Raw genomic sequence first — 21,607 nt, forward strand, 5'->3', positions numbered from 1 at the left:
TCGTACACCCGTCGACTCTTGACAAGTCCACCGCTCAGCCAAGAGATTGACGCGCGTAGATACATCGACCGTTCATCCAAGTGCCTCCGGAGCCCCCTGATGCCTTCCTCCATACCGAGATCCGCGGCCGTGGCCGCCGTCGTGTCGGCCGCCCTCGCGGCCGGACTCCTCGCCGGCTCCACCGCCTCGGCGGACACCTCGACGGAGACCACCGCCGGTGTCCGTATCCACGACATCCAGGGCACCACCCGCGTCTCGCCGCTCGTCGGCACCCAGGTCACCGGCGTCACGGGGATCGTGACCGGTGTGCGCACCTACGGTTCGCGCGGATTCTGGATCCAGGACCCGCAGGCCGACGACAACCCGGCCACCAGCGAGGGCCTGTTCGTCTTCACGAGCTCGGTGCCGACCGTCGCGGTCGGCGACGCCGTCAGCGTCAACGGCACGGTCGGCGAGTACGTCCCCGGGGGTCTGAACTCCGGCAACCAGTCGCTGACGCAGATCGCCAAGCCCACGGTCACCGTGGTCTCGCAGGGCAACCCGGTCCCGGCCCCCGTGACGATCTCGGCCTGGTCCGTCCCCGACGCGTACGCGCCCGAGGGCGACGCGGCCGCGGCCGGTTCCATCAACGGCCTCACCCTGAAGCCGAAGCACTACGCCCTGGACTACTACGAGTCCCTGGAGGGCACCAACGTCCGCGTCGGGACCTCGCGCGTGGTGGGCGCCACCGACCCGTACTCCGAGCTCTGGGTGACGGTGAAGCCCTGGGAGAACCGCAACTGGCGCGGCGGCACGGTCTACGGCTCGTACGACGCGCAGAACACCGGCCGGCTCCAGATCCAGTCGCTGACCCCGATCGCCCAGCAGCCCTTCCCGACGGCCGACGTCGGCGACGTGCTCTCCGGCACGACCGAGGGCCCGCTCGACTTCAACCAGTTCGGCGGCTACACGCTGACGGCGCGCACCCTGGGCACGGTCGTCGACCGCGGCCTGGAGCGCGAGGTCACGGACCGGCAGCACAAGAACGAGCTGGCGGTCGCGACGTACAACGTCGAGAACCTCGACCCGTCCGACCCGCAGGAGAAGTTCGACGCGCTGGCCGCGGCCGTGGTGACGAACCTGGCCTCGCCCGACATCCTCGCCCTGGAGGAGATCCAGGACAACAACGGCGCGAAGAACGACGGCACGGTCGCCGCCGACCAGACGCTGAAGAAGTTCACCGACGCCATCGTGGCGGCGGGCGGCCCGGCGTACGAGTGGCGCTCGGTCGACCCGCAGAACAACAAGGACGGCGGCGAGCCCGGCGGCAACATCCGCCAGGCCTTCCTCTTCAACCCGGAGCGCGTCTCCTTCACCGACCGCGCGGGCGGCGACGCCGTCACCGCGACGGGCGTCGTGCGCGGCGAGGGCGGCGCGCCCGAGCTGACCCTGTCGCCCGGCCGGATCGACCCGGCCAACACGGCCTGGGAGAGCAGCCGGAAGCCGCTCGCGGGCGAGTTCTCCTTCCGTGGCCGCACGGTCTTCGTGGTCGCCAACCACTTCGGCTCCAAGGGCGGTGACGAGTCCCTGGTCTCGCACCACCAGCCGCCGGTCCGCTCCTCGGAGGCGAAGCGACTGCTGCAGGCGCAGGCCGTCAACGCCTTCGTCAAGGACGTGCTCTCGATCCGGAAGAACGCGGACGTCCTCGTCCTCGGCGACATCAACGACTTCGAGTTCTCGGAGACGACGAAGGCGCTGACGGACGGCGGGGCGCTCTACCCGGCGGTGAAGTCCCTGCCGCGCAGCGAGCGCTACTCGTACGTCTTCCAGGGCAACAGCCAGGTTCTCGACCAGATCCTGACCAGCCCGGGGATCGGCCACTTCGAGTACGACAGCGTCCACATCAACGCGGAGTTCGCGGACCAGAACAGCGACCACGACCCGCAGGTCCTGCGCTTCCGCCCGTGATGCCGCGCGCTACGCGCCCGCGCCGAGGCTCAGCGCGGGCGCGTAGCGCCGCACCCCACCGCCCACCACGCCCGCGTACGTCTGCACCTTCGCCCACTGCGGCGTCGACGTGCCGATCCCGTCCCCGGGCCGGGCGAGCGCCTCGATGTGGGCCCGCTCGCTCTCCCACTCCGCGTAGTTGAGGATCCTGGTCCCGTCGGTGGAGAGGTGGAAGTGGCCCGAGATCCCGCCGGGCGCGGGTGCCGGGTCCGTCTCCAGCGCCTCGAAGACCCCGTCCACCCAGTCGCGCTGCCGGGCGGCGTCCGGCGCGTCGAACTCCACGTCCACGATGACGACACAGCCGGGGATCCTGGCGTCGGCCGGCTCGGTGGACCGGTACGGAGGGGTGTACCGGTGGAGCGCGACGCGCTCGATCCCCGGCACGGCCGCGTCGATCTCGGCGTTCCGGCCGTCCCGGAAGGTGCGGACGAAGTCCTGGTACGCCTCCTCGCCCGTCCACTGCGAGTAGTGGAGCAGGGTGTCCCCGTCCGTGCCGGTGTACACGGAGTACGAGAGCAGCCCGACGTCCGGCCAGTCCCGGCGCTCCCACGCCGTGGCGATGGCGTCGACGGCGGCGGTCTGCCGCTCGGGCGTACCGACCCGCCAGGTACTGGCGAGGACGAGTCCCACCCCGGGGCGGCGCAGGTCGGGACGGGCATCGGGCAGGGCAACGGCGTTCATGAGTGGCCTCCTGTCGTCGGTGACCCCAGTCTTCGACCTCAACCTCGCTTGAGGTCAAGCCCTCCCGTCCGTGCGACACTTCGGGCGTGATCCTCCGCCCCGCCGCCCGCGCCGAACTGCCCGCCGTCCTCGCCCTTCTCGCCGACGAGGAGCGGGTCGTGGACCCCGCCTCGGTGACCGTCACGGAGGCGTACGAGCGGGCCTTCGCCGCCCTCGTGGACGATCCGCGCAACGAGATGCTGGTGCTCGTCGACGGTGACGTGGTCGTCGGCTGTCTGCAGGCGACGTACATCCCCGGTCTCGGCAGGGGCGGTGCCGAGCGGGCCCTGATCGAGGCGGTGCGCATCAGGGCCGACCGGCGGGGCGGCGGACTCGGGCGGGAGCTGATGCTCCGGGCGGTGGAACGGGCGCGGGATCGTGGCTGCGCGCTCGTCCAGCTGACCAGCGACAAGCGGCGGACGGAGGCCCACCGGTTCTACGCGGCGCTGGGCTTCGCCCGGAGCCACGACGGCTTCAAGCTCGCGCTCTGAACCGGGTTCGGCCCAGCGGCTTCGGCGGCCTCGGCCCGGCGTGCGGACCGGTCTCAGCCCAGCAGATGGCCTCCGCCGTCGACGAGGAGCACCTCGCCCGTGATGTACGCGGCGCCGGTGAGGTCGAAGACCGCACCGGCGATGTCCTCCGGGCGGCCCACCCGGCGCAGCGGTACCGCTCCCGCCACATGGGCCTTGGCCTCGTCGGCGCCCTCCACGCCGTCGAACCAGGGGGTGTCGACGAAGCCCGGCGCGACGGCGTTGACCCGGACGTCCGGACCGAGGGTCTTGGCGAGGAGCTTCGTCATGTGGTTGACGGCCGCCTTGGAGACCGCGTAGGGGATGGAGCTGCCGCCCGGGCGGACTCCGGCCTGCGAGGAGATGTTCACGACGCAGCCCGCGCCGTGGGCGCGCAGGTGCGGGACGGCGGCGGTGACGGTCTGCCAGACCCCGATGACATTGACGTCGTACAGGTGCCGCCAGACGTCGGGCGAAGCCGCTTCGAGGTCGTCGTGCGGGATGAACCGGGTGGTGCCCGCGCAGTTGACGAGGATGTCCAGGCGCCCGTACGCCTCCACGGCCGCGGCCACCAGGGCCGCCGCCTGGGCCTCGTCGGAGACGTCGGCCTGCACGTAGACGGCGTCGGGCAGTTCGGCGGCGAGGGCCTTGCCCGCCTCCACCGACCGCGCCGAGTTGACCACGACCCGGATCCCCGCGGCGGCCAGCCGGCGGGCGACCGCGGCGCCGATGCCCGAGGACGAACCGGTGACCAGGGCGACACGCTGTTCGCTCATGCTGTTCTCTCTCCATGTCCTCCTGTCACGCAGGGAGATCATGCCAGAGTCGCACGCTTCCACACCCTTCAGTGATGCTTACCCTTCACCCGAAGGAGAACTAAGTGGACCTTCAGCATCAAGGGCCGCAGACTTCCCGGATGAGCACTGAACGCCCCTTCGGCCGGGCCCTCTGCGCGATGATCACCCCGTTCACCGCCACCGGCGGACTGGATCTCGACGTCGCCCGCGAGCACGCCGCCCATCTGGTCTCCGAGGGCTGCGACGGCGTCGTCCTCAACGGCACCACCGGCGAGTCCCCGACCACCACGGACGCCGAGAAGGCGGCGCTGATCGAGGCGGTCCGCGAGGCCGTGGGCCCCGGCCCGGCCGTGGTCGCGGGCGTGGGCACCTCGGACACCCGCCACACCGCCGAGCTGGCGCGCGAGGCCGAGAAGGCGGGCGCGGACGGGCTCCTGGTCGTCACCCCGTACTACAGCCGCCCGCCGCAGGCCGCCGTCGAGGCGCACTTCCTGAAGGTCGCCGACGCGACCGGCCTGCCGGTGATGCTGTACGACATCCCCGGCCGCACCGGCACCCGGATCGAGCCGGAGACGATGCTGCGGCTCGCCGCCCACCCGAGGATCGTCGCCGTCAAGGACTGCTCCTACGACCTGCTCGGCTCCTCCAAGGTGATCGCCCGCACCTCGCTCGCGTACTACTCCGGCTGCGAGGAGCTCAACCTCCCGCTGTACGCGGTGGGCGCCGCCGGATACGTCAGCACGGTGGCCAATGTGGCGCCCCGCCAGATGCGGGCCGTGCTCGACGCCTTCGACGCCGGCGACACGGCCGGGGCCGCCCGGCTCAACGGCCTGACCCTCCCACTCGCCGAGCTGATGATGGCCTCCGGCCTGCCCGGCACGGTCACGGCCAAGGCTCTCCTCGGCGACTTCGTCCGGGAACCGCTGCAGCCCGCCGACCTGGAGACGGTCGACGGGCTGCGGGCGGCGTACGAGGATCTGGTTCAGTCGAACACATAGGTGGTGCCGAACAGCGCCGCGTGTTCGAGGACGTCCTCCAGCGGGTCGTCGATCTGACCGGTGCGGAGGGTGAGGCTGGGACCGTTCGAGACGTACGGACCGTTGTGCGTCCGTGTGTGCGTCTCGTCCGCGGAGGCGGCCGCGGCCGGCAGGAGCACCGCCGCCACGGTCAGCGCTCCGACGATGGTGGGTCTCGTCCTCATGTCGACTCCTCGCCTTGTCTGCTCGTGTGACCACGTCATCCTGACAACGCAGCGTCACACGAGCAGGTCACGGCCTCAGTTGTGGCTGTGGAGGATCTCGTTGAGCCCGCCCCACACCGCGTTGTTCGGGCGGGCCTCGACGGCGCCGGTCACCGAGTTGCGGCGGAAGAGGATGTTGTCGCCGCCGGACAGGTCGCGGGCCTTGACGATCTCGCCGTCGGGCATCGTGACGCGCGTACCGGCGGTGACGTAGAGGCCGGCCTCGACGACGCACTCGTCGCCGAGCGCGATGCCGACGCCCGCCTCGGCACCGATGAGGCAGCGCTCGCCGATGGAGATGATGACGTTGCCGCCGCCGGAGAGGGTGCCCATGGTGGAGGCGCCGCCGCCGATGTCGGAGCCGTCGCCGACGACGACACCGGCCGAGATGCGGCCCTCGACCATCGAGGTGCCCAGCGTGCCGGCGTTGAAGTTGACGAAGCCCTCGTGCATCACGGTCGTACCGGCGGCGAGGTGCGCGCCCAGGCGGACGCGGTCGGCGTCGGCGATCCGGACACCGGCGGGGACGACGTAGTCGGTCATCCGCGGGAACTTGTCGATCGAGGTGACCTGGAGGTGCAGGCCCTCGGCGCGCGCGTTGAGGCGGACCTTCTCGATGTCGTCGACGGCGACCGGGCCGAGCGAGGTCCAGGCGACGTTGGCGAGCAGGCCGAAGACACCGTCGAGGCTCTGGCCGTGCGGCTTGACCAGCCGGTGGCTGAGCAGGTGCAGACGCAGGTACGCGTCGTGGGCGTCGAGCGGCTTGTCGTCGAGCGAGGAGATGACGGTACGGACCGCGACCACCTCGACGCCACGGCGGGCGTCCACGCCGAGGGCCTTGGCGGCGCCCTCACCGAGGGCGTTGACGGCGGCGTCGGGGGTGAGCCGCTCGGTACCGGCGGGCCCGGGCGCGTCGGTCAGCTCGGGGGCGGGGAACCAGGTGTCGAGAACGGTGCCGTCACCGGCGATGGTGGCGAGGCCGGCGGCGACGGCGCCGGTGGTGCGAGGAGCAGTGGTCATGCGGAAAACCTAACGTTCGGGGCCCCGCCCGGGCCAACCGGTCTCAGGTGTCGGTCGAGCCTCCCGGCGGATCCGCCAACCCCCGCGCCACGGACCTCGTCGGATCACCCGGCAGGAGACGCGCCAGCATCTCGCGGGCGTACTCCTCGTCGTACGTCCCGTCCGTCAGCAGGACCTGGAGGCAGATGCCGTCCATGAGCGCGACCAGCGCGCGGGCCGTCGCGGAGTCCGTCCGCCGGGACAGGACCTCGGTGACGGCGTCCGTCCACTCCGCGGCGACGGGCCGCAGCGCGGGACGTCGGAGCGCGGCGAGGTAGAGCTCGTACTCCAGCTCCACGCCCGTCCGCGCGCCGCCGATCCACTCCCCCGTCAGCCGGGCGAGGGCGGCGGCGAGGTCGGTGTGCGGGTCGGCGAGCGCCGGGCTCTCGCGCAGCTGCCGCCCGAAGCCCTCGTTGGCCTGGCGCAGCGCCGCGACGAGGAGTTCGTCGAGGGAGGCGAAGTGGTACGTCGTGGAGCCGAGCGGCACGTCCGCCTCGGCCGCGACCGTGCGGTGGCTGAGCCCGTCGATGCCCCGGGCGCCGACCACGCGGAGCGCGGCGTCGACGATCCGCTGCCGCCGCTCGGGGTCGTGGCGGCGGGGGCGGGCCATCAGTGCGCGCCCCCCATGTTGAGCACGAGGACGCCGGCGATGATCAGGAGGACCCCGGCGACCTTGGCGACGCTGAGCGTCTCGTTCATGAAGAGGATGCCGATGACGGCGACGGCGGCGGTGCCCACGCCGGACCATATCGCGTAGGCCGTGCCGACCTGGAGGGTCTTGAGCGCCTGGGCGAGCAGGGCGAAGGCGACCAGATAGCCGGCGCCCGTGACGACGGAGGGCCAGAGCCTGGAGAAGCCGTCGCTGTACTTCATCGAGACCGTCGCGATGATCTCCGCCGTGATGGCGCCCGCCAGCAGTCCGTATCCCATGCGCCCCATCGTACCGCCGATGTGTACGGGCGTACGCAAAGCCTGCCGCTACGGTGTCCCGCATGACGTATCCCTCGGGGCCGTACGGCTACGGCTACGCTCCCCCGCCCCCTCCGCCGAAGCCCGGCGTGATACCCCTGGCGCCGCTGGGTCTCAGTCAGATCCTGACCGGCGCCTTCGCCACCATCGGCCGCTACTGGAAGCAGCTGCTCGGTGTGGCCACGGCCGCCTTCGGCGGGGCGCTTCTGCTGGTCGCGGCGGTCGGCGGCCTCGCGTACGCGGCGGTCGCGGACCATGTGCCGCGCGTCTTCGACCTGCCGGGCGGGCAGGAACCGAGCTGGGACGACGGCCGCCCGCTGCTGGTCGCCTTCGGCCTCGTCTGGCTGGTCGCCATGGTCGGGATGCTGGTCGCGAGCGCCGTCGTGTACGCGGCGTGCCCGGCCGTCCTCCAGTAGGCGGTGCTCGGCCGGCGGACGACCTTCGGCGCGGTCTGGCGCCGCTCCTGGTCGAGGATGCCGTCGGTGATCGGCACGGTCTTCCTGACGATGCTGGTCGTCTTCGTGCCCGTCGCCCTCTTCATGGGAGCGATGATCGGCTTCATGATCGCGCTCGTCACGGCCGCGTCGAGCACGGGCAGCGGGTCGGACTCGGCGATGACCGCGTCCGGCTTCGCCCTCGTCGCCCTCCTCGTCGCCCTGGCCACCATGCCGCTGGCCACCTGGATCTGGGTGAAGCTCAGCCTGGCGCCGACGGCGGCGGTGTTCGAGGGGCAGGGAGCGACGGCCTCCATGCGCCGCTCCGGCGAACTGGTGCGCGGCTCGTGGTGGCGGATCTTCGGTGCGCTGCTGGTCGCGGGCCTCATGGCGGGGATGGCGAACTGGCTGATCCAGCAGGTCCTCAGCACACTGCTGTCGTTCCCGGTCTCGCTCACGGCCGCGTCCGACGTCGAGACCCCGGGCGAGGTCATGATCGCGCTCGTACCGGTGCTGGTGATCGCGGTCGTCGGCGGCATGCTGGCGCAGGCCGTCTGCTCGGTCTTCCCGCCCCTGGTCACCGGCCTCGTCTACGTCGACCAGCGCATCCGCAAGGAGAACCTGGCCCCCGCCCTCGTGCAGGCCGCCGGGACACCACCGTTCAGTCCGTGAGCGACCGCTTCGGCCGCAGCACGCAGAACTCGTTCCCCTCGGGGTCGGCGAGGACGACCCACGTCGCGTCCTCGCCCTGACCGATGTCGATCCGGCGGGCGCCGAGCTCGACGATCCGCTCGACCTCCGCGTCCCGGTCGTCGGGCGTGAGGTCGATGTGGAGCCGGTTCTTCACGGTCTTGGACTCGGGCACCGGCAGGAAGCACAGCCCGGGCAGGGCATGCTCGTCGGCGCCGACGATGACCTCGTGCTCGTCCTCGTAGAGGATCTTCCAGTCCAGGACCTGGGCCCAGAACCGGGCCTGGGCCCGAGGGTCGTGGGAGTCGACGACGACGTGGTACATGCGAACGGCCATGGCCGCCAGTATGCCTGGCGATCATGGCCGTTCGCGGTGAAGCCTGCGATCAGACGTTGAACCCGAGCGCGCGGAGCTGCTCGCGACCGTCGTCCGTGATCTTGTCCGGACCCCACGGCGGCATCCAGACCCAGTTGATCTTCAGCTCGCTGGCGATGCCGTCGGTCGCGGCCTTCGCCTGGTCCTCGATCACGTCGGTCAGCGGACAGGCCGCCGACGTCAGGGTCATGTCCAGCGTGACGACGTTGGAGTCGTCGATGTGGATTCCGTAGATCAGGCCGAGGTTGACGACGTCGATGCCCAGCTCGGGGTCGACGACGTCGTACAGCGCCTCGCGGATCTCTTCCTCGGAGGCCGGCTTCATCGTGGCCTCGACGTTCTCGGTCATGCCGACTTCCTCTCCGCGTCGCCCAGAGCCTGGGCCGTCGCGTCCTTCCACGCCATCCAGCTGAGCAGCGCGCACTTCACCCGGGCCGGGTACTTGGAGACACCCGCGAACGCGACCGCGTCCTCCAGGATCTCCTCCATCGCGTCGTCAGGCTCGATCTGGCCCTTGGACTGCATCAGCTCCAGGAACGTGCCCTGGATCTTCTGCGCCTCGTCCAGCTCCTTGCCGACGAGCAGCTCGTTCAGGACCGAGGCCGAGGCCTGGCTGATCGAGCAGCCCTGACCCTCGTAGCTGACGTCCTCGATCCGCGAGCCGTCGTACTTCACCCGGAGCGTGATCTCGTCACCGCACGTCGGGTTGACGTGGTGCACCTCGGCGTCGCCGTCCCGAAGACCGCGCCCGTGCGGGTGCTTGTAGTGGTCCAGGATGACGTCCTGGTACATCGAATCCAGCTTCACGAGGGTCCCCTAGCCGAAGAAGTTCCGTACGTGCTCCAGCCCCTCGACCAGCGCGTCGACCTCGGCCGGGGTGGAGTACAGATAGAACGACGCTCGCGTGGTCGCGGGAATTCCGTACCGCAGGCAGACCGGCCGCGCGCAGTGGTGGCCGACCCGGACCGCGATGCCCTGCTCGTCGAGGACCTGGCCCACGTCGTGCGGGTGGATGTCGCCGAGCGTGAAGGAGATCGCCGCGCCGCGGTCCTCGGCCGTGGTGGGGCCGATGATCCGCAGGTCCGGCACCTCCTGGAGGCGGCGGACGGCGTACTCGGTGATCGCGTGCTCGTGGCGCGCGATGTTCTCCATGCCGATCGCGGCGAGGTAGTCCACGGCCGCGCCGAGGCCGACGGCCTGGGCGATCGGGGGCGTACCCGCCTCGAACTTGTGCGGAGCGGGCGCGTACGTCGAGGAGTGCATCGAGACGGTCTCGATCATCTCGCCGCCGCCGAGGAACGGAGGCAGGTCCTCCAGGAGCTCCTGCCGTCCCCACAGCACGCCGATGCCGGTCGGGCCGCACATCTTGTGGCCGGTGAAGGCCACGAAGTCGGCCTGCAGCGCCTGCACGTCGAGCACCATGTGCGGGGCCGCCTGCGAGGCGTCGATGCAGACCAGCGCACCGACCTCCTGCGCACGCCGGATGATCGTCTCGACCGGGTTGATCGTGCCCAGCAGGTTCGAGACCAGCGTGAACGAGACGATCTTGGTCTTCTCGGTGATGACCTCTTCGATGTTCGAGAGGTCGAGGCGACCGTCGTCGGTGAGGCCGAACCACTTCAGCTTCGCGCCGGTGCGCTGCGAGAGCAGCTGCCACGGCACGATGTTGGAGTGGTGCTCCATCTCCGTGATGGCGATCTCGGTCTCGTGGTCCACGCGGTAGGGCTCGTCGGCCCAGCCCAGCATGTTGGCCACGAGGTTGAGCGACTCGGAGGCGTTCTTGGTGAAGATCACCTCGTCGCGGCTCGGCGCGTTGATGAACGCCGCGACCTTGTCACGGGCGCCCTCGTAGAGCGCCGTCGCCTCCTCGGCGACCGTGTAGACGCCGCGGTGGACATTGGCGTTGTGGCGCTCGTAGTAGGTGTTGAGCGCGTCGAGCACCTGGCGCGGCTTCTGCGAGGTCGCCGCGGAGTCCAGGTACACGATCTTCTTGCCGTCGTGGACCACGCGATCCAGGAGCGGGAAGTCCTTGCGGATCGCCTCGGTGTCGAGGAGGCCGGAGAGCCCCTGATGGGCAGATGTCACGCGGATGCGCCACCCTTCACGTACTTGTCGTAGCCCTCGGCCTCCAGCTGGTCGGCGAGCTCGGCGCCGCCGGACTCGGCGATGCGGCCGTTCGCGAACACGTGCACGAAGTCGGGCTTGATGTAGCGCAGGATGCGCGTGTAGTGGGTGATCAGCAGGGTGCCGACCTCGCCGCTCTCACGGACGCGGTTGACGCCCTCGGAGACGATGCGGAGCGCGTCGACGTCGAGGCCGGAGTCGGTCTCGTCGAGGATCGCGATCTTCGGCTTGAGGAGCTCCAGCTGAAGGATCTCGTGACGCTTCTTCTCACCGCCGGAGAAGCCCTCGTTGACGTTGCGCTCGGCGAAGGCCGGGTCCATCTGGAGCTTCTCCATGGCCTCCTTGACCTCCTTCACCCAGGTACGCAGCTTGGGGGCCTCGCCGCGGACGGCGGTGGCGGAGGTGCGCAGGAAGTTGGAGACCGAGACGCCGGGGACCTCGACCGGGTACTGCATGGCCAGGAAGACGCCGGCGCGGGCGCGCTCGTCGACCGACATCTCCAGGACGTCCTCGCCGTCCAGGGTCACGGTGCCACCGGTGATCGTGTACTTCGGGTGGCCCGCGAGGGAGTACGCCAGGGTCGACTTGCCGGAGCCGTTGGGGCCCATGATGGCGTGGGTCTCGCCCTGCTTCACGGTCAGGTCGACGCCCTTGAGGATCTCCCGGGGGCCGTTCTCGGCCTCGACGGAGACGTGCAGGTCGCGGATTTCAAGCGTTGCCATGGGTGACTCAGGACTCCTGGGTGACGGAGACGAGCACATCGTCCCCTTCGATCTTGACGGGGTATACGGGCACGGGGCGCGTCGCGGGAAGGCCGGACGGCTTACCGGTGCGGAGGTCGAAGCTGGAGCCGTGCAGCCAGCACTCGATGGAGCAGTCCTCGACCTCGCCCTCGGAGAGGGAGACGTTGGCGTGCGAGCAGATGTCGTTGATCGCGAACACCTCGCCTTCGGTGTGCACGACGGACACCGGCGTGCCGTCGACCTCGACCCGCTTCGGGGTGTCGGCCTCCAGCTCGCTCAGCGCGCAGACGCGGACGAAGTCGGCCATCAGACGGACGCCTCCAGCTCGGCCTCGATCTTGGCGATCAGGCGCTCCTGGACGTCCGGCAGACCGATCTGCTGGACCAGCTCGGCGAAGAAGCCGCGGACGACGAGGCGGCGGGCCTCGGTCTCCGGGATGCCGCGGGCCATCAGGTAGAAGAGCTGCTCGTCGTCGAACCGGCCGGTGGCCGAGGCGTGACCGGCACCGGCGATCTCGCCGGTCTCGATCTCCAGGTTCGGCACGGAGTCGACGCGGGCGCCGTCCGTCAGGACCAGGTTCCGGTTGAGCTCGTAGGTGTCGGTGCCCTCGGCGGCGGCCTGGATGAGGACGTCGCCGATCCAGACGGCGTGCGCGTCCTGGCCCTGGAGCGCGCCCTTGTAGGCCACGTTCGACTTGCAGTGCGGCGTGTTGTGGTCGACCAGGAGGCGGTGCTCCTGGTGCTGGCCGGCGTCGGTGAAGTAGAGGCCGAAGAGCTCGGCCTCGCCACCGGTGGCCGCGTACTGCACGCGCGGGTGGATGCGGACGACGTCGCCGCCGAAGGTCACCACGACCGACTTGAAGGAGGCGTCGCGGCCGACGAGCGCGTTGTGCTGGGCGACGTGGACGGCCTTCTCGTCCCAGTCCTGGACGGAGACGACGGTGAGCTTGGCGCCGTCGCCGAGGACGTAGTCCACGTTGGCGGCGAGCACCGCGTCACCGGTGTGGTCGATGACCACGACGGCCTCGGCGAAGGCGCCGAGCTCGATGACCTGGTGGCCGAAGGCGACCCCGCCCTGGCCGTGCACGGCGATGCGGATCGGCTCGCCGAGGACGGCCTCCTTGGCGACGGTGACGACCGACGCCTTCTCGAAGGACGAGTACGCCTGGGCGGCGACGCGGTCGACCGGCGTGCCGGCCTTGCCGAGCCGCTCGTCGTCACGGCCGACGGTCTCGACCGTGACGCCCTCGGGGGCCTCGATCTCGACCTTGACGCCCTCGCCGGTCGCGACGGCGGTGCCGTCGTGCAGGCCGCGCAGGCGCTCCAGCGGGGTGAACCGCCACTCCTCCTCGCGGCCGTGCGGGACCGGGAAGTCCGCGACGTCGAAGGACGGGGGCGCGCTCATGCGCGTGGCGACGGTGGACTCGGCGGCCACCGCGATCGAGCCGGCAGTGGTGGAGCCCGCCGGAATGTTCTGAGCCTCAGCCATGGCTGTCGTCTTGCTCTCTTCCTACGTTTCGATCCTCGGCCCGCCGCGTGGGCGGGCCGCTAGCTGGTGGTGGGGCGTCGGTACGTCAGCCGACGGACCCTTCCATCTGCAGCTCGATCAGCCGGTTCAGCTCGAGCGCGTACTCCATGGGGAGCTCCTTGGCGATCGGCTCGACGAAGCCGCGCACGATCATCGCCATCGCCTCGAACTCGGTCATGCCGCGGCTCATCAGGTAGAAGAGCTGGTCCTCGGAGACCTTGGAGACCGTGGCCTCGTGACCCATGGAGACGTCGTCCTCGCGGACGTCGACGTACGGGTACGTGTCCGAGCGGGAGATGGTGTCGACGAGCAGCGCGTCGCAGAGCACGTTCGACTTGGCGCCCGGGGCACCCTCGCCGATCTCGATGAGACCGCGGTAGGAGGTGCGGCCGCCGCCTCGCGCCACCGACTTGGAGACGATGTTGGAGGAGGTGTTCGGGGCCATGTGGACCATCTTGGCGCCGGCGTCCTGGTGCTGCCCCTCGCCCGCGAAGGCGATGGAGAGGGTCTCGCCCTTGGCGTGCTCGCCCATCAGGTAGACGGCCGGGTACTTCATGGTGACCTTGGAGCCGATGTTGCCGTCGACCCACTCCATGGTCGCGCCCTCGTAGGCCACGGCGCGCTTGGTGACCAGGTTGTAGACGTTGTTCGACCAGTTCTGGATCGTCGTGTAGCGGCAGCGGCCGCCCTTCTTCACGATGATCTCGACGACCGCGGAGTGCAGCGAGTCGGAGGAGTAGATCGGGGCGGTGCAGCCCTCGACGTAGTGGACGTAGGCGTCCTCGTCGACGATGATCAGCGTCCGCTCGAACTGGCCCATGTTCTCCGTGTTGATACGGAAGTAGGCCTGCAGCGGGATCTCGACGTGCACGCCCTTCGGCACGTAGATGAACGATCCGCCGGACCAGACGGCCGTGTTCAGCGAGGCGAACTTGTTGTCGCCGACCGGGATGACCGTGCCGAAGTACTCGCGGAAGAGCTCCTCGTGCTCCTTCAGCGCGGTGTCGGTGTCGACGAAGACGACGCCCTGCTCCTCCAGGTCCTCGCGGATCTGGTGGTAGACGACCTCGGACTCGTACTGGGCCGCGACACCGGCGACGAGGCGCTGCTTCTCCGCCTCCGGGATGCCGAGCTTGTCGTACGTGTTCTTGATGTCCTCGGGCAGCTCCTCCCAGGAAGCGGCCTGCTTCTCGGTGGAGCGCACGAAGTACTTGATGTTGTCGAAGTCGATGCCCGACAGGTCGGAGCCCCAGCTCGGCATGGGCTTCTTGTCGAAGAGGCGCAGACCCTTCAGCCGCAGCTTCAGCATCCACTCGGGCTCGTTCTTCTTCGCGGAGATGTCGCGGACAACATCCTCGTTCAGACCGCGCTTGGCGGCGGAGCCGGCCGCGTCGGAGTCGGCCCAGCCGTACTCGTACCGACCCAGGCCCTCGAGCTCGGGGTGGCTGATCTCGGTGGTCATGCGGGGTTCCTCCCGGCCGTGCTTGCGGATGCTTCTGATGGGGTGGTCTGTGGGGCGCTGTGCGGGATGAACGTCGTGCAGACGCCGTCACCATGGGCGATGGTGGCGAGACGCTGGACGTGCGTTCCCAAGAGGCGGGAGAAGATCTCCGTCTCCGCCTCGCACAGCTGGGGGTACTGCTCGGCGACATGGGCGACCGGGCAGTGGTGCTGGCAGAGCTGCTCGCCGACCGGCGCGTTCCGCGCAGTGGCAGCGTACCCGTCCGCGCTCAGCGCCTTGGCAAGCGCCTCGGTGCGCTGGTCGGGCTCCGCCGACTCGACGGCCTCGCGGTACGCCTCCGCCTGGTGCGCGAGCCGGTCGCGGGCGAAGGCCGCGACGGCGGCCTCGCCTCCGGCGTGCTTCTCGATCCAGCGCAGGGCGTCGACGGCGAGCGAGTCGTACGACTGGTCGAAGGCGTCCCGGCCGCAGTCGGTCAGCGCGAAGACCTTGGCGGGACGCCCGCGCGTACGGGCTCCGTAGACCCGCTTCTCGCGGGCTTCGACGACGTTCTCGGCGACGAGCGAATCCAGATGCCGGCGCACGGCCGCCTGGGTGAGTCCGAGGCGCGCCGCCAGGTCGGCGACCGTCGACGGGCCGTGGTCCAGGATGGAGCGCGCGACACGGTTGCGCGTGGAGCGCTCACCGGTCGCGAGTTCCTCCACGGGAGCCTCGCCGACGTTTTTCACAACGCCATTGTTGCGTAATTCCTCGGAGAGTGACAAGCGACGCCATGGCGGGGCCACGGTGCCGTGCATCACGTAGGTAAGGCTTACCTGACCTGCGGAAACGATCTCCGGGACGGCCGGCGGCCGCACCCCGGAAGGGCGCGGCCGCGGTCGTCCGCGAGGGCCTCAGCGACCCTGCCCGGTCTCCCCGGAGCCCCCGTGACCTCGCACGATCACCTTCACCGGGATGTCGATCACCGGCCCGCGGCCGCTGTCCGAACGGACCCGCAATGTGCCTTTCAGCACCGTGCCGGGGGCCACACCCGTGGTGTCGACGGTGATCGTCACCGTCGCCCGGTCGTACGGCTCCTGCCCGGCGCCCTCCAGGCCGCCACCGGCCGGGGAGACGGTGAGCCAGCTCTGCCCGTCCTTCTCGGCCACCGCGTAGGCGGTCGGGATGCTGCCCGCGTTGGTCAGGACGAGCGTCCGGGTACGCACGGAGTCCGCCGGGGCCTTCACGGTCAGGGACCGCTTGTCGGCGGTGACGCGGCCGGTGCCGAGTTCGCCGTTCACGAGGCGGACGCCGCCGGGCACGGCGGTGACCGTGATCCGGTCGCCCCAGTAGTGCGGGGCGTCCAGGACGACGTCGTAGTCCTGCCAGTTCGCCGGCACCTGGAAGAGATAGGCGCCGTGGGCGTCGGCGGAGCCGGACGCCCCCAGGCCCCCGGTGTAGGCCCCGACCCGCGCGCCGGCGACCGGGAGCTGGTCGTTGGCGTCGGTCACCGTGCCGAGGATCACGGCGGTCCTCGTCTGCCGGAGCGAGATCACGGCCCCGTCGCGGAGCGTGCCCTCGTTCCGCGAGTAGATCAGGGCGCCCTCCCCGGTGTGGCTCTCGGTGCCGATCGTGGCCGCGGAACCGTTCTCCCGCCCGGTCCCGGAGATGTCCCGGTAGTGCAGGGAGGCGGTTCCGTCCTCACCGATCACCGCGGCGAAGCCGATCCGCTCGCCGGTCGCCGACCCGGCGATCTTCACGTTCCGCCACTCGACGACGATCTTCCGGTGCGGGGCGGTGCCGGTGGCGGCCCAGTACACGCCCGACCGGCCGTCGACGGCGAGGTCGTCCCCGAAGGCGTGGAGCGTGCCGTCGGCCGTCTGCCCGCCGGCCGAGACGAACGAGAGCGTGCCGTCGACGGCGGCGGTCAGCGAGCGGTACGCCCGGCCGTAGAAGGGCACCGGGAACGGCAGCGCGAAGGCCGCCGTGCCGGAGGCGCGGTCGGGGAGCCGGAGCCGCTGGGTCCCGGCCGGGAACTCGGCGGCGGTTGTGACGGAGCAGGCGGTGCCGAAGGCGTCGGTACGGGGTGCCAGCGCGACGTCCCCGACCCCGCCGGTCTCCGCCACCTCGACCCGGACGGTGGCGGGAGAGGCACAGCGGTGCGCCGGGGCGACGGCGAGCTCGTACCCGCCGCCGGCCGGGAGACGCAGGGTGTAGCGGCCGTCGGCGCCGGTCGTCGCGGTGGCGCCGGACGGCGAGGCGGTGACGACCGCGCCCGCCTCCGGCCCGGTGGCGCCGGTCACCACGCCGACGAGGTCGGTCGTTGCGGCGTCGGCATGCGCGGGGGCGGCGGCCAGCGCCAGGGGAAGCGCGAGTGCGGCGGCGGTGAGGGCGGCGAGGGTTCTCCGTCGGTCACGTCGGTGCGATCGGGCCACGTGCACGGACTCTCCTTCACGGAAGGTGCGACATCTGTTCGCACGATCACCCGATCGTGAAGGGATCGTGCGCTCCGCGTGGCTCCTTTCGCCCAATGTTTTCGGCCATTCCCCGGGCCGGGAAGCAGCCGGTTCTCCCCGCCGACGGGAGCGCCCGGACGGCTCTCTAGACTTCCGGGCATGAAGAACGAGTCCGTCGACAGCGCGGTCAGCGTCTGCGGCCTGGTCAAGCGGTACGGGACCAGGACCGTCGTCGACGGCCTCGACCTCGACGTCCGCGCGGGCACCGTCACCGCCGTCCTCGGCCCGAACGGGGCCGGGAAGACCACCACGATCGAGACCTGCGAGGGCTACCGGAAGGCCGACGCGGGCACCGTCCGTGTGCTCGGCCTCGACCCGGTCGCCGACGCGGCGCTGCTCCGGCCCCGGATCGGCGTGATGCTCCAGTCGGGTGGCGTCTACTCCGGCGCCCGGGCCGACGAGATGCTCCGCCACATGGCGAAGCTGCACGCGCACCCGCTGGACGTGGACGCCCTGATCGAGCGCCTCGGCCTCGGCTCCTGCGGCCGGACCACGTACCGGCGGCTCTCCGGCGGCCAGCAGCAGCGGCTCGCGCTCGCCATGGCCGTCGTGGGCCGCCCGGAGCTGGTCTTCCTCGACGAGCCGACCGCCGGACTCGACCCGCAGGCCCGCCGCGCCACCTGGGACCTCGTCCGCGAGCTGCGCACCGACGGCGCCACCGTCGTCCTCACCACGCACTTCATGCACGAGGCGGAGGAGCTGGCGGACGACGTGGCCATCGTCGACGCCGGCCGGGTCGCCGCCCAGGGCAGCCCCGAGGCGCTCTGCCGCGGCGGCGCCGAGAACACCCTGCGCTTCACCGGCCGCCCCGGGCTCGACCTCGGCTCGCTGCTCAAGGCCCTGCCGGACGGCACCCAGGCAGCGGAGCCGACGCCGGGGACGTACCGGATCACCGGCGAGGTGGGGCCCCAGCTCCTCGCCACCGTCACCACCTGGTGCGCCCAGCACGGGGTGATGCCGGACGGCATCGCGGTGGAGCGCCACACCCTCGAAGACGTCTTCCTGGAGCTCACGGGCAAGGAGCTGCGGTCATGAGCACGGGTACCTACGCACCGAAGCCCGGAGCCGCCCCGGTCGGGCGGATGATCGCGGCGCAGACCGTCCTGGAGACGAAGATGCTGCTGCGCAACGGCGAGCAGCTGCTGCTCACGGTGATCATTCCGTCGCTGCTCCTCGTGCTGTTCTCGACCGTCGACATCGTCGACACGGGCGCCGACAAGGCCGTCGACTTCCTCGCGCCGGGTGTCCTCGCCCTCGCCGTGATGTCCACCGCCTTCACCGGCCAGGCCATCGCCACCGGCTTCGAGCGCCGCTACGGCGTCCTCAAGCGGCTCGGAGCCTCCCCGCTCCCCCGCTGGGCGCTGATGACCGCCAAGACGCTCTCCGTCCTGGTCACCGAGGTCCTCCAGGTCGCGCTCCTGACCGCGATCGCGCTGGGGCTCGGCTGGTCCCCGCAGGGCGACCCCGTCTCCGTCCTGCTGCTGCTCGTCCTCGGCACGGCCGCCTTCTCGGGCCTGGGCCTGCTGATGGCCGGCACGCTGCGCGCCGAGGCGACGCTGGCCGCCGCGAACCTGGTCTTCCTGCTGCTGCTGGTGGGCGGCGGGGTGATCGTGCCGCTCGACAGGTTCCCCGACGCGGCCCGCGCCGTGCTGGAGCTGCTGCCGATCTCGGCGCTCTCGGACGGGCTGCGGGACGTGCTCCAGGGCGGCGCCACGCTGCCGTGGGGACAGGCGCTGACGCTCGCCGTCTGGGCGGTCCTCGGGCTCGGCGCGGCGGCGAGGTTCTTCCGCTGGGAGTAGCGGAGGGGTGACGTTCCGGGGTGACTTCTCCCGTAACGCACCCCTCGTGAAAGCGTGCACAAGCCCCGTCCTACGATAGGGCCCGTGCTGACCCCCCTCGCCCTCATCGCCAAGCGCTGGACCCCGTCCCCGAGGACGCTCCGGCGCGCCGCGCTCTCCGCCGTCGTGATGAGCGTCCTCATCATCGTCACGGGAGGCGCGGTCCGGCTGACCGGCTCCGGTCTCGGCTGCGACACCTGGCCCAAGTGCACGGACGACAGCCTCATCGTCACGCCCGAGCAGGGCTACCGCGGTGTGATCGAGTTCGGCAACCGGATGCTGACGTACGTCCTGTCCGCCGCCGTCGGTTGGGCGATCATCGCCGCGCGCTCCACCAAGCCGTGGCGGCGCGGGCTGACCCGGCTCGGCTGGGCGCAGTTCTGGATCGTCGCGAGCAACGCCGTCATCGGCGGCATCACGGTGTGGATGGGGCTCAACCCGTGGACGGTCGCCGGCCACTTCATCGCCGCGAACGCGCTGCTGACCGTCGCCGTGATCACCTGGCACCGCACCGGCGAGGGCGACACGACGCCCCGGCGGCGGGTGCCGGGCCCGGTCCGCAAGCTCTCCTGGGCGATCGTCGCGACGGCCGTCGCCCTGATCGTGCTCGGCACGGGCGTCACGGGCTCGGGCAAGCACGCCGGTGACAGCAGCGACGTTCCGCGCATGCCGTGGGACTGGACCACCGCCGCCCATGTCCACGCGATCGCCGCCTGGGTGGTCTGCGCGCTGGCGCTGGCGATGTGGCTGGTGCTGCGCGTGGTCGACGCCCCCGACGACATCCGGGCGCGCGCCCGTGACCTGCTGCTCGTGCTGCTCGCCCAGGGCGGGATCGGCTACCTCCAGTACTTCACCGGTGTCCCCGAGATCCTGGTCGGCGCCCACATGCTCGGCTCCGCCCTGATGTGGATCGCGGTCCTGCGCCTGGCCCTGAGCCTGCGCGAGCGCCCGCTGCCCGCCCCGGAGATCCCGGCCCAGGCCGACGCGGCCCTGGCGAAGGCGTGACCCCGCGGCACCCCCTGACCTGAGCTGCCCCCGGCCGGGGCCGCTCAGCCCAGCCCGTAGATCCTGCGGGCGTTGCCCGAGGCGATCATGGTCGCCACGCGCTGGGCGTCGGTGAGGGACCAGGCTCCGTCGCCGACCCACTCGCCGAGCACCCGGCTCAGCGCGCCCCGGAAGACGCTCGCCGCGACGACGTGCAGCTCCGGCAGGGCGTGCGCCCCGCTGGAGAAGAGCAGCTTGCCGAAGGGGGCGAGCTCCAGGAGCTCGGCGAGGACGGCCGCCGCCCGGGCCCCGGTCCTGCCGAGGACGGAGCCGAGGTCGGCGTACACATGCGGGTAGACACCCGTCAGCTGGGCCGTCCGCCGGTGGTACGGGTATCCGTGCAGCAGGACCACGTCCGTGCCCAGGCCGCTGGTGGACGCGGCGAAGTCGGCCAGCCCGGCCGGGTCCTCGGCCCCCACGTGCAGCTGGAGCGGCCGTCCTGAGGCGACGGCCACCCAGAGCAGATGGCGCAGCAGCACCGGGTCGGTGAGCGGGCCGCCGACCGGGCGCCGCGCGAGCCAGCGCCCCGCCGCCCCGCGCACCTCGCCGGGCCCCGGGGGCTCCGACGCCTGGGCGAGCCCCCGGCCCACCCCCGCGACCGAGGTGAACGCGACGGCGGTCGTCGCGGCGCCGTGGACGGCCTCCGAGAGGTTGGCGAGCAGCGCCTCGACCGAGCCGGAGGTGTCGGCGACCTGCTCGGCGAGGGGTTCGAGGCGGATGATCTCGTGCGCGGCGGCGCCGCCGGCGGAGGCGATCTCGGCGGGGCCGGTCAGATCGCCGGGCAGGCCGGTGTCCACGAGATACGTGGAGATGCCGGAGGCGCTCAGCAGCCGCCGCCCGGACTCCAGCACGCCCAGTTCCCGGCGGCGGGCGAGGTAGCGGGCCGGCGGGCAGTGCGGCTCCAGGCCGAGCAGCGGCGGGCACCAGCGGCGTACCGCGAAACCGGTCTGGGTGTCGAAGAAGGTGGTGCCGGGCGCGGGTGGCCGGGCGGTCCTGCCGAGGTAGGCCTCGAACGTGCCGAGGCCGAGCTCCGTACGGAGCACCCCGTGGCAGTTCTGGTCCACCAGGCTCGGGGTCTCGATCATTCGGGGGGCTCCCTGCGTGGACGTTCTTCCACACGTCCTAACGGGTGAGCCCCACCCGAGGTTGTTGCCTCGCGCGTCGAACGATTACGCGTTGGACGGGCCGCCCAGCTGGATTCCGGCCATCCGGGTCCACTCGTACGGGCCCGTGACGACCTTGGCGGCGAACTCGCCGTCGAACTCCTCGTGGAGGGTCAGCCCGGCCTTCTCCGCCGCCTTCTCGGCGACGGCGTACGTCGGGGCCACGAGGTCGCCCCAGCCGCCGTCCTCGCCGACGAGGACGATCCGCGTGCCCGCCTGGCCGATGTGGGCGATCTGCCCCTCGGCGCCGCCGTGCTCCTTGGAGAACGCCTGGATCTGCTTGGCGAGCCTGGCCGCCCTGCGCTCGGCCTGCTTGCTCTCCGCCTGCTTGGTTTCTGCCATACGACAGATGCTACCGAGGGGTAGATCCACTGGCGACGGCCGGTGCACGTGGTCTTGCCCACGTGCGCCGGCCGTTGATCAGGGGCTGAGGG

26 protein-coding genes are annotated in these 21,607 nt (G+C 71.2%); 8 read left to right on the forward strand and 18 right to left on the reverse strand.

Translation table 11 applies throughout. From position 1 onward, the window contains the following. Window positions 1-99 precede the first annotated feature (99 nt). The gene (locus tag ACFVGW_RS06620) at window positions 100-1,947 is read left to right on the forward strand and encodes an endonuclease/exonuclease/phosphatase family protein (protein WP_385851079.1); all 1,848 of its coding nucleotides are present in this window, start codon (window positions 100-102) and stop codon (window positions 1,945-1,947) included. A 9-nt stretch (window positions 1,948-1,956) separates the two neighbouring features. Here the strand turns inward: ACFVGW_RS06620 and ACFVGW_RS06625 are convergent, their stop codons facing one another. Beyond that, window positions 1,957-2,667: an antibiotic biosynthesis monooxygenase gene (locus ACFVGW_RS06625; RefSeq protein WP_385851080.1), complete on the reverse strand. Its 711-nt coding sequence runs from the start codon at window positions 2,665-2,667 to the stop codon at window positions 1,957-1,959. Window positions 2,668-2,753: 86 nt separating this feature from the next. On the opposite strand from ACFVGW_RS06625, the gene ACFVGW_RS06630 reads away from it, so the two are divergent. Continuing rightward, entirely contained in the window at window positions 2,754-3,197 is a 444-nt protein-coding gene (locus ACFVGW_RS06630; RefSeq protein ID WP_385851081.1) for a GNAT family N-acetyltransferase, read from the forward strand. A 53-nt stretch (window positions 3,198-3,250) separates the two neighbouring features. Here the strand turns inward: ACFVGW_RS06630 and ACFVGW_RS06635 are convergent, their stop codons facing one another. After that, entirely contained in the window at window positions 3,251-3,991 is a 741-nt protein-coding gene (locus ACFVGW_RS06635) for a glucose 1-dehydrogenase (protein ID WP_352186252.1), read from the reverse strand. A gap of 140 nt (window positions 3,992-4,131) precedes the next feature. Here ACFVGW_RS06635 and dapA point away from each other — a divergent pair, with 140 nt between their 5' ends. Further along, entirely contained in the window at window positions 4,132-5,010 is an 879-nt protein-coding gene (gene dapA / locus ACFVGW_RS06640; protein ID WP_385851082.1) for a 4-hydroxy-tetrahydrodipicolinate synthase, read from the forward strand. Here the strand turns inward: dapA and ACFVGW_RS06645 are convergent. The 4 genes from ACFVGW_RS06645 to ACFVGW_RS06660 all read right to left on the reverse strand — a co-directional run bounded on the left by ACFVGW_RS06645 (window position 4,995) and on the right by ACFVGW_RS06660 (window position 7,241). Then, entirely contained in the window at window positions 4,995-5,213 is a 219-nt protein-coding gene (locus ACFVGW_RS06645) for a hypothetical protein (protein ID WP_385851083.1), read from the reverse strand. The genes dapA and ACFVGW_RS06645 overlap by 16 nt on opposite strands. Before the next feature lie 75 nt (window positions 5,214-5,288). Beyond that, a complete protein-coding gene (gene dapD, locus ACFVGW_RS06650; RefSeq protein WP_352186255.1) occupies window positions 5,289-6,272 on the reverse strand; it encodes a 2,3,4,5-tetrahydropyridine-2,6-dicarboxylate N-succinyltransferase in 984 nt (327 codons plus the stop codon). Between the two features lie 43 nt (window positions 6,273-6,315). Next, entirely contained in the window at window positions 6,316-6,921 is a 606-nt protein-coding gene (locus ACFVGW_RS06655; protein WP_385851084.1) for a TetR/AcrR family transcriptional regulator, read from the reverse strand. Continuing rightward, complete coding sequence (locus ACFVGW_RS06660) at window positions 6,921-7,241, reverse strand: DMT family transporter (protein ID WP_383221093.1); 321 nt, start codon at window positions 7,239-7,241, stop codon at window positions 6,921-6,923. The genes ACFVGW_RS06655 and ACFVGW_RS06660 overlap by 1 nt, the downstream gene beginning before the upstream one ends. Window positions 7,242-7,303: 62 nt before the next feature. On the opposite strand from ACFVGW_RS06660, the gene ACFVGW_RS06665 reads away from it, so the two are divergent. Together ACFVGW_RS06665 and ACFVGW_RS06670 are read left to right on the forward strand one after the other, a co-directional pair. Beyond that, on the forward strand, window positions 7,304-7,696 hold the full coding sequence (locus ACFVGW_RS06665) for a hypothetical protein (RefSeq protein ID WP_385851085.1): 393 nt from the start codon (window positions 7,304-7,306) through the stop codon (window positions 7,694-7,696). Window positions 7,697-7,762: 66 nt separating this feature from the next. Next, window positions 7,763-8,386 (forward strand): hypothetical protein, encoded by a 624-nt coding sequence (locus tag ACFVGW_RS06670; RefSeq protein ID WP_385851086.1) that lies wholly within the window; start codon window positions 7,763-7,765, stop codon window positions 8,384-8,386. On the opposite strand, the gene ACFVGW_RS06675 is transcribed toward ACFVGW_RS06670, so the two are convergent. From ACFVGW_RS06675 to ACFVGW_RS06720, 10 genes are all read right to left on the reverse strand, one after another. Further along, on the reverse strand, window positions 8,376-8,741 hold the full coding sequence (locus tag ACFVGW_RS06675) for a VOC family protein (RefSeq protein WP_385851087.1): 366 nt from the start codon (window positions 8,739-8,741) through the stop codon (window positions 8,376-8,378). The genes ACFVGW_RS06670 and ACFVGW_RS06675 overlap by 11 nt on opposite strands. A 49-nt stretch (window positions 8,742-8,790) precedes the next feature. Further along, window positions 8,791-9,129, reverse strand: coding sequence for a metal-sulfur cluster assembly factor (locus tag ACFVGW_RS06680; protein ID WP_362014105.1), 339 nt, complete (start codon window positions 9,127-9,129; stop codon window positions 8,791-8,793). Further along, window positions 9,126-9,587, reverse strand: coding sequence for a Fe-S cluster assembly sulfur transfer protein SufU (gene sufU / locus ACFVGW_RS06685; protein ID WP_352186261.1), 462 nt, complete (start codon window positions 9,585-9,587; stop codon window positions 9,126-9,128). The genes ACFVGW_RS06680 and sufU overlap by 4 nt, the downstream gene beginning before the upstream one ends. A gap of 9 nt (window positions 9,588-9,596) precedes the next feature. Next, complete coding sequence (locus ACFVGW_RS06690; RefSeq protein WP_352186262.1) at window positions 9,597-10,865, reverse strand: cysteine desulfurase; 1,269 nt, start codon at window positions 10,863-10,865, stop codon at window positions 9,597-9,599. Next, a complete protein-coding gene (gene sufC / locus ACFVGW_RS06695; protein WP_383290592.1) occupies window positions 10,862-11,626 on the reverse strand; it encodes a Fe-S cluster assembly ATPase SufC in 765 nt (254 codons plus the stop codon). The genes ACFVGW_RS06690 and sufC overlap by 4 nt, the downstream gene beginning before the upstream one ends. 7 nt (window positions 11,627-11,633) lie before the next feature. Then, a complete protein-coding gene (locus ACFVGW_RS06700) occupies window positions 11,634-11,954 on the reverse strand; it encodes a bifunctional 3-phenylpropionate/cinnamic acid dioxygenase ferredoxin subunit (RefSeq protein ID WP_260228615.1) in 321 nt (106 codons plus the stop codon). Continuing rightward, window positions 11,954-13,135 carry a Fe-S cluster assembly protein SufD gene (gene sufD, locus ACFVGW_RS06705; protein ID WP_383221098.1) on the reverse strand — a complete coding sequence of 394 codons (1,182 nt, stop codon included), beginning with the start codon at window positions 13,133-13,135 and terminating at the stop codon, window positions 11,954-11,956. The genes ACFVGW_RS06700 and sufD overlap by 1 nt, the downstream gene beginning before the upstream one ends. Window positions 13,136-13,220: 85 nt before the next feature. Beyond that, window positions 13,221-14,636, reverse strand: coding sequence for a Fe-S cluster assembly protein SufB (gene sufB / locus ACFVGW_RS06710; RefSeq protein ID WP_352186265.1), 1,416 nt, complete (start codon window positions 14,634-14,636; stop codon window positions 13,221-13,223). Further along, complete coding sequence (locus tag ACFVGW_RS06715; protein ID WP_385851088.1) at window positions 14,633-15,361, reverse strand: helix-turn-helix transcriptional regulator; 729 nt, start codon at window positions 15,359-15,361, stop codon at window positions 14,633-14,635. The genes sufB and ACFVGW_RS06715 overlap by 4 nt, the downstream gene beginning before the upstream one ends. Before the next feature lie 165 nt (window positions 15,362-15,526). Beyond that, the gene (locus ACFVGW_RS06720; RefSeq protein WP_385851089.1) at window positions 15,527-17,047 is read right to left on the reverse strand and encodes a carboxypeptidase-like regulatory domain-containing protein; all 1,521 of its coding nucleotides are present in this window, start codon (window positions 17,045-17,047) and stop codon (window positions 15,527-15,529) included. Between the two features lie 180 nt (window positions 17,048-17,227). Here ACFVGW_RS06720 and ACFVGW_RS06725 point away from each other — a divergent pair, with 180 nt between their 5' ends. The 3 genes from ACFVGW_RS06725 (at window position 17,228) to ACFVGW_RS06735 (ending at window position 19,971) form a co-directional block, all read left to right on the forward strand. Next, window positions 17,228-18,163 carry an ABC transporter ATP-binding protein gene (locus tag ACFVGW_RS06725; protein WP_385851090.1) on the forward strand — a complete coding sequence of 312 codons (936 nt, stop codon included), beginning with the start codon at window positions 17,228-17,230 and terminating at the stop codon, window positions 18,161-18,163. Next, on the forward strand, window positions 18,160-18,927 hold the full coding sequence (locus tag ACFVGW_RS06730; RefSeq protein WP_383221105.1) for an ABC transporter permease: 768 nt from the start codon (window positions 18,160-18,162) through the stop codon (window positions 18,925-18,927). Before ACFVGW_RS06725 ends, ACFVGW_RS06730 begins: the two co-directional genes overlap by 4 nt. 75 nt (window positions 18,928-19,002) lie before the next feature. Then, complete coding sequence (locus ACFVGW_RS06735; RefSeq protein WP_383221414.1) at window positions 19,003-19,971, forward strand: heme A synthase; 969 nt, start codon at window positions 19,003-19,005, stop codon at window positions 19,969-19,971. A gap of 44 nt (window positions 19,972-20,015) precedes the next feature. On the opposite strand, the gene ACFVGW_RS06740 is transcribed toward ACFVGW_RS06735, so the two are convergent. Beyond that, on the reverse strand, window positions 20,016-21,095 hold the full coding sequence (locus tag ACFVGW_RS06740) for an amidohydrolase family protein (RefSeq protein ID WP_385851091.1): 1,080 nt from the start codon (window positions 21,093-21,095) through the stop codon (window positions 20,016-20,018). A gap of 84 nt (window positions 21,096-21,179) precedes the next feature. Beyond that, window positions 21,180-21,515, reverse strand: a complete 336-nt coding sequence (locus ACFVGW_RS06745; protein WP_352186272.1) for a hypothetical protein — start codon at window positions 21,513-21,515, stop codon at window positions 21,180-21,182. Between the last annotated feature and the right edge of the window lie 92 nt (window positions 21,516-21,607).

This window comes from Streptomyces sp. NPDC127129 (assembly GCF_042671585.1).
Taxonomy (GTDB): domain Bacteria; phylum Actinomycetota; class Actinomycetes; order Streptomycetales; family Streptomycetaceae; genus Streptomyces.